We start from the raw sequence: 5621 nt of genomic DNA, 5'->3' as shown, positions 1-5621 counted from the left end.
GCCAGGCCGTCATCGAGGGCCTGCGCAGCGGCGTCATCGACACCATCCATTCCGATCACGATCCCCAGGACACCGAGGTCAAGCGCCAGCCCTTCGCCGAGGCTTCCGATGGCGCCATTGGCCTGGAAACCCTGCTCGCCGCCGCGCTGCGCCTGCATCATTCCGGCGATGTCGACCTCATGACGCTGCTGCGCGCCATGACCCAGCGCCCCGCCGAAATCCTCGGCCTGCCCTCGGGCCGCATCGCCAAGGGCGCCCCGGCCGAGCTCATCCTGGTCGATCTCGATTATCCCTGGCAGGTCACCGAAGCCGACCTGCGCTCGCGCTCGCGTAACACCAGCTTCGAAAACGCCCGCCTCGCCGGCCGGGTCATGCGCACCATCGTCGCCGGGGAAACGGTGCACCGGCATATCGGCTGAGGGCTTCGGGCGCAAAATTCCGCCCCATCCACCCTGTCGCCCCGGACCCGTTCCGGGGCCCATCCTGACCCTATGCCGGTGCTGCAATCTCAGGTTCGATCCCGGTTCGAGGCCGGGATGACGGAGAACCGGCAGACCACTTCCCGCTTGCCCCCGCCCCATCCCCGACGCTACCCTTGCGCCACTGCCTGAGGAATCTCCATGACCGTCGATCCGCTCGCCCTCCTTTACGCTGTAATTCTCGGCTATCTGTGCGGCTCGGTCCCCTTCGGCCTCATCCTCACCCGCGCCGCCGGGCTGGGCGATATCCGCAAGATCGGCTCGGGCAATATCGGGGCCACCAATGTGCTGCGCACCGGCAATCGCTGGGTTGCCGCCGCCACGCTGGTGCTCGATGCGTCCAAGGCCGCCCTGCCCGTGCTGGTTGCCCGCCATTTCTGGGGCGAGGAAGCGGCCATGCTCGCCGCCATCGGCGCCTTTCTCGGCCATTGCTTTCCCGCCTGGCTCGGCTTCAAGGGCGGCAAGGGCGTCGCCGTCATGATCGGCTCGCTGCTGGCGCTGGCCTGGGCGGTGGGGCTCATCTTCTGCGCCGTCTGGCTGCTCATCGCCCTCACCCGCAAGATGAGTTCGCTCGCCGCGCTCACCGCCACCGCCACCGCGCCCATCTTCGCTTTCGTGCTGGCCGATCAGTGGCTGGCCGGCGCCGTCGCCGTCATGGCGCTGCTGCTTTTTTACCAGCACCGCGAAAACATCGCCCGGCTCCTGGCCGGCACCGAGCCGACCATCGGCTCGGAAAACAAGGCGGGCTGATCCTTGGCGGCCCATCCAGCCGCCCTTCTTTCCGATGCGCAGCGTCTGGCCTGGCTGCGCCTCTTGCGCACCGACAATATCGGTCCGGTGACCTTTCGCCAGTTGCTCAACCGCTTCGGTTCGGCCGAAGCCGCCATCGAGGCCCTGCCGGCGCTGTCCCGGCGCAGCGGTCGGCCCCTGACCCCGCCCAGCCTCGCCGCCGCCGAGGATGAAATCGCCGGCCTTTCCCGCTATGGCGCGCGGCTCGTGGCCAGCGGCGAGCCCGATTACCCGCCCTTGCTGCGCTATATTGCCGCCGCGCCGCCGCTGCTCACCATGGCCGGCGGCGCCGGGCTCGACTGGCAGCGCACCGTCGGCCTGGTGGGCGCGCGCAACGCCTCCTCCGCCGGGCTCAAGCTGGCCCGGCTGCTGACCGCCGATCTGGGCGCGCGCGGCTATACCAGTGTTTCCGGCCTCGCCCGCGGCATCGATACCGCCGTCCACCGTGCCAGCCTTTCCACCGGCACCATCGCCGTGCTGGCCGGCGGGTTCGACCGCATCTATCCGGCCGAAAACATCCCCCTCGCCCACGATATTCTCGACAATGGCGGGGCGCTGCTCACCGAAATGCCGCTGGGCTGGGAGCCGCGCGCCCGCGATTTTCCCCGGCGCAACCGGCTCGTGTCCGGCCTCTCCCTCGGCATCGTCGTGGTCGAGGCGGCCAAGCGCAGCGGCTCGCTCATCACCGCCCGCCTGGCGCTGGAGCAGAACCGCGACGTCTTCGCCATTCCCGGCTCCCCGCTCGATCCGCGCGCCGAGGGCGGCAATGCCCTGATCCGCCAGGGCGCGCATCTGGTCACCTCGGCCGCCGACATCGTCGATGTCCTGGGCCATGCCGATCCGGCCCGCGCCAGCCTCTTCGAGCCCGACTGGCTCCCCGACAGCCTTCCCGACGACGCCCCGCCCGATGCCGACGCCCGTGCGCGCCTGCTCTCGCTCCTCAGCCCGACGCCGGTCGAGGCGGACGAGTTGATCCAGCAGTCCGGCCTTTCCGCCTCCGCCATGCAGATGTTGCTGCTCGAGCTTGATCTCTGTGGCCGCATCGAATGGTCCGGCGGCCAGATGGTCGCCCTGCGCTCGGTTTAGTTTCCGGCAACCTCCCCCCGTTGACACCGCCCCCCGCCTTCACCATGTTGCGCCACTCCTCTCGAAGCGTTGCGGAACGGGTTGTCCATGAAGGTCGTCGTCGTTGAAAGTCCGGCTAAAGCCAAGACAATCAACAAATATCTCGGCAAGGATTATGAAGTCCTGGCCTCATTCGGCCATGTGCGCGATCTGCCGGCCAAGGATGGTTCGGTGCGTCCCGACGAGGATTTCGCCATGTCCTGGGAGGTCGACACGGCCTCGCGCAAGCGCCTTTCCGACATTGCCGGCGCGCTCAAGGGCGCCGACGGGCTGATCCTGGCCACCGACCCCGACCGCGAGGGCGAGGCCATTTCCTGGCACGTGCTCGACGTGCTGCGCCAGAAGAAGGCGCTGAAGAAAGATACCCCGGTCCAGCGCGTCGTCTTCAACGCCATCACCAAGGATGCCGTCACCGCCGCCATGGCCAAGCCGCGCGACATCGACATGCCGCTGGTCGATGCCTACCTGGCCCGCCGGGCGCTGGATTATCTCGTCGGCTTCACCCTCTCGCCCATTCTCTGGCGCAAGCTGCCCGGCTCGCGCTCGGCCGGCCGTGTGCAATCGGTGGCGCTGCGCCTCGTCTCCGACCGCGAGGCCGAGATCGAAAAATTCCGCCCCGAGGAATACTGGTCGCTCGAGGCCAGCCTCAGCCAGGGCGGCAAGAGCTTCCTCGCCCGCCTCTTCTCCGTCGACGGCAAGAAGACCGACAAGCTCGACATCAAGACCGGCGAAGACGCCGCCGCGCTCAAGCACCTCGTCGAATCGGGCCGCTTCAACGTGTCGTCGGTGGAAAAAAAGCCGACCAAGCGTAATCCCTACGCTCCCTTCACCACCTCTTCATTGCAGCAGGACGCCTCCTCGCGCCTGGGCCTGTCGCCCAGCCGCACCATGCAGATCGCCCAGCGCCTCTATGAAGACGGGCTCATCACCTATATGCGAACCGACGCGGTGCAGATGGCCCCCGAGGGCATCGCCATGGCCCGCTCGGTGATCGGCAAATATTTCGGCGACGAATTCCTTCCCGAAAAGCCGCGCCTCTACCAGACCAAGGCCAAGAACGCCCAGGAGGCCCACGAGGCCATCCGCCCCACCGACATGTTCAAGCGGCCCGAAAGCCTCAATCTCGATGCCGACCAGGCCCGTCTCTACGGCCTCATCTGGCGCCGGACCCTGGCCAGTCAGATGAAGTCGGCCGAGATCGACCGCACCACCGTCGACATCGCCGTCAACGTGCCCGGCCGCGCCGTCGAATTGCGCGCCGTCGGCTCCGTCGTCACCTTCCCCGGTTTTCTCAAGCTTTATGGCGTCGAGGCCAAATCCGACGAGGAAACCGAGGACGAGGACAGCCGCGAGCTGCCCCCGCTCGCCGTGGGCGACCAGCCGGCGCTGGAAAAAATCGAGATCGAGCAGCATTTCACCCAGCCGCCCAGCCGCTATACCGAGGCGAGCCTGATCAAAAAGATGGAAGAGCTGGGCATCGGTCGCCCCTCGACCTATGCGGCGACCCTGTCCACCCTCAAGGATCGCGACTATGTGCGCCTCGAAGGCAAGGCGCTGCATCCCGAGGATCGGGGCCGCATCGTCACCGCCTTCCTCGAAAATTTCTTCACCCGATATGTCGAATACGGCTTCACCGCCGGCCTTGAGGAGCAGCTGGACGAGATTTCCGACGGCAAGCTCGACTACAAGCAGGTGCTGCGCGATTTCTGGGCCGATTTCACCGGCAATGTCGAGGAAATCAAGGATCTGCGCGTGTCCGAGGTGCTCGACGCGCTCAACGAGGCGCTGGCCAGCCGCATCTTCCCCCCGCGCGAGGATGGGTCCGACCCGCGCCGCTGTCCCACCTGCGGCACCGGCATGCTCTCGCTCAAGCTGGGCAAGTTCGGCGCCTTCATCGGCTGCTCCAATTATCCCGAATGCAAGCACACCATGCAGCTCTCCGACGCCGCCTCCGGCCAGTCGGGGGAAGCCGCCCCCGGCGACGGCATCCTGGGCACCGACCCGGCGACGGGCGAGGAAGTCTTGCTCAAATCCGGTCGCTTCGGCCCCTATGTGCAACTGGGCGATGGCAAGGAGCCCAAGCGCTCCTCGCTGCCGCGCGGCTGGGACCCGGCGTCCCTGACGCTGGAAAAGGCCCTGCAACTGCTCTCGCTGCCGCGCGAGGTGGGCCTGCACCCCGAAACCGGCCTGCCCATTTCCGCCGGCATCGGCCGCTACGGCCCCTTCGTGCTGCATGACGGCAAATATGCCAATTTGCCCGATGTGGAAGAGGTGTTCACCGTCGGGATCAACCGCGCCGTCGATCTCATCGCCCAGAAGGCCGCCGGCGGCTTCAAGCGCGGCGGGAGTGCCGCCGTCGCCGCCATCCAGACCTTCGAGCACGACGATGGCCCCATCACCGTGCGCCCCGGTCGCTACGGGCCCTATGTCAACCAGGGCAAGGTCAACGCCACCATTCCCAAGGACGTCAAGCCCGAGGACGTGACGCTGGAGCAGGCCCTGGCGCTGATCGCCGCCAAGGCCGGCGCCGCGCCGAAGAAGAAGGCCGCGGCCAAAAAACCCGCCGCCAGGAAGCCGGCGGCAAAAAAGGCTCCGGCCAAAAAGCCCGCCGCCAGGAAAGCGCCGGCCAAGGCCGCCGAATGACAAAAAACCCCGGCACGAGGGCCGGGGGAGTTGGGTCAGGAAAAAGACGGGGCGAGCGCCACCTGAGCAGCGCTCAAGCCCCTGCGGCGCGGTCGTTTCCGGCACGCGCCGCTGTCGCCATCATGGCCATATCGTCCCCGAAGGCCATGGGCATTTGGTCGCACGGCCCAAAGGCTCAGGCCTGAGCCGGCGCCTCTGCCATATATGCCGGAGGTTCCATGCCTTTCTCGCCATCGGGCGCCGCGAAGAGATGATCGGGGTCTCGTCTGGGCGAAGTATAGCTTGTCAGACACCATGGACAGCGAACAGCGGCGCGCGGCCGGGGTCCGTGGCATGACTGACAGAGCCTGAGGGCGGGCATGGTATGAACCTCCTTGCCGTCCATTCCATCGATGGATCGGCACAAATCGTTGATGTTGCGGAACGAGCTTTGCGCTCCCCACCAACATGGCCATCATTTCAGGCTTTTCAATGGCTTGTTGCCGCCCCTGCGGCATTAAGGCCCAAGACCTTAGTCGGGCTTGACGGCGCCTGGAGCGTTTCCAGCAAAAGTGGAAACGGTTTTGCGGTTCGGAAACGCGATAA

The 5621-nt window shown here is 66.8% G+C and carries 5 protein-coding genes; all 5 read left to right on the top strand.

Features of this window, described 5'->3' with window-relative positions; genetic code table 11:
- The coding region (locus VDP82_RS13100; protein ID WP_323015291.1) for an amidohydrolase family protein at positions 1-419 on the top strand (419 nt) is incomplete at its 5' end.
- 201 nt (positions 420-620) lie between these two features.
- On the top strand, positions 621-1229 hold the full coding sequence (gene plsY / locus VDP82_RS13095) for a glycerol-3-phosphate 1-O-acyltransferase PlsY (protein WP_323015290.1): 609 nt from the start codon (positions 621-623) through the stop codon (positions 1227-1229).
- Between the two features lie 3 nt (positions 1230-1232).
- Complete coding sequence (gene dprA / locus VDP82_RS13090; protein ID WP_323015289.1) at positions 1233-2354, top strand: DNA-processing protein DprA; 1122 nt, start codon at positions 1233-1235, stop codon at positions 2352-2354.
- Between the two features lie 87 nt (positions 2355-2441).
- Complete coding sequence (gene topA, locus VDP82_RS13085) at positions 2442-5036, top strand: type I DNA topoisomerase (RefSeq protein ID WP_323015288.1); 2595 nt, start codon at positions 2442-2444, stop codon at positions 5034-5036.
- A 364-nt stretch (positions 5037-5400) separates the two neighbouring features.
- Positions 5401-5621 (top strand): hypothetical protein (locus VDP82_RS13080; RefSeq protein WP_323015287.1); only part of this gene is annotated, 221 nt, incomplete at its 3' end.

Source organism: Devosia sp., from assembly GCF_034675085.1.
Lineage (GTDB): Bacteria > Pseudomonadota > Alphaproteobacteria > Rhizobiales > Devosiaceae > Devosia.
This window is presented reverse-complemented; position numbering and strand designations above follow the sequence as displayed.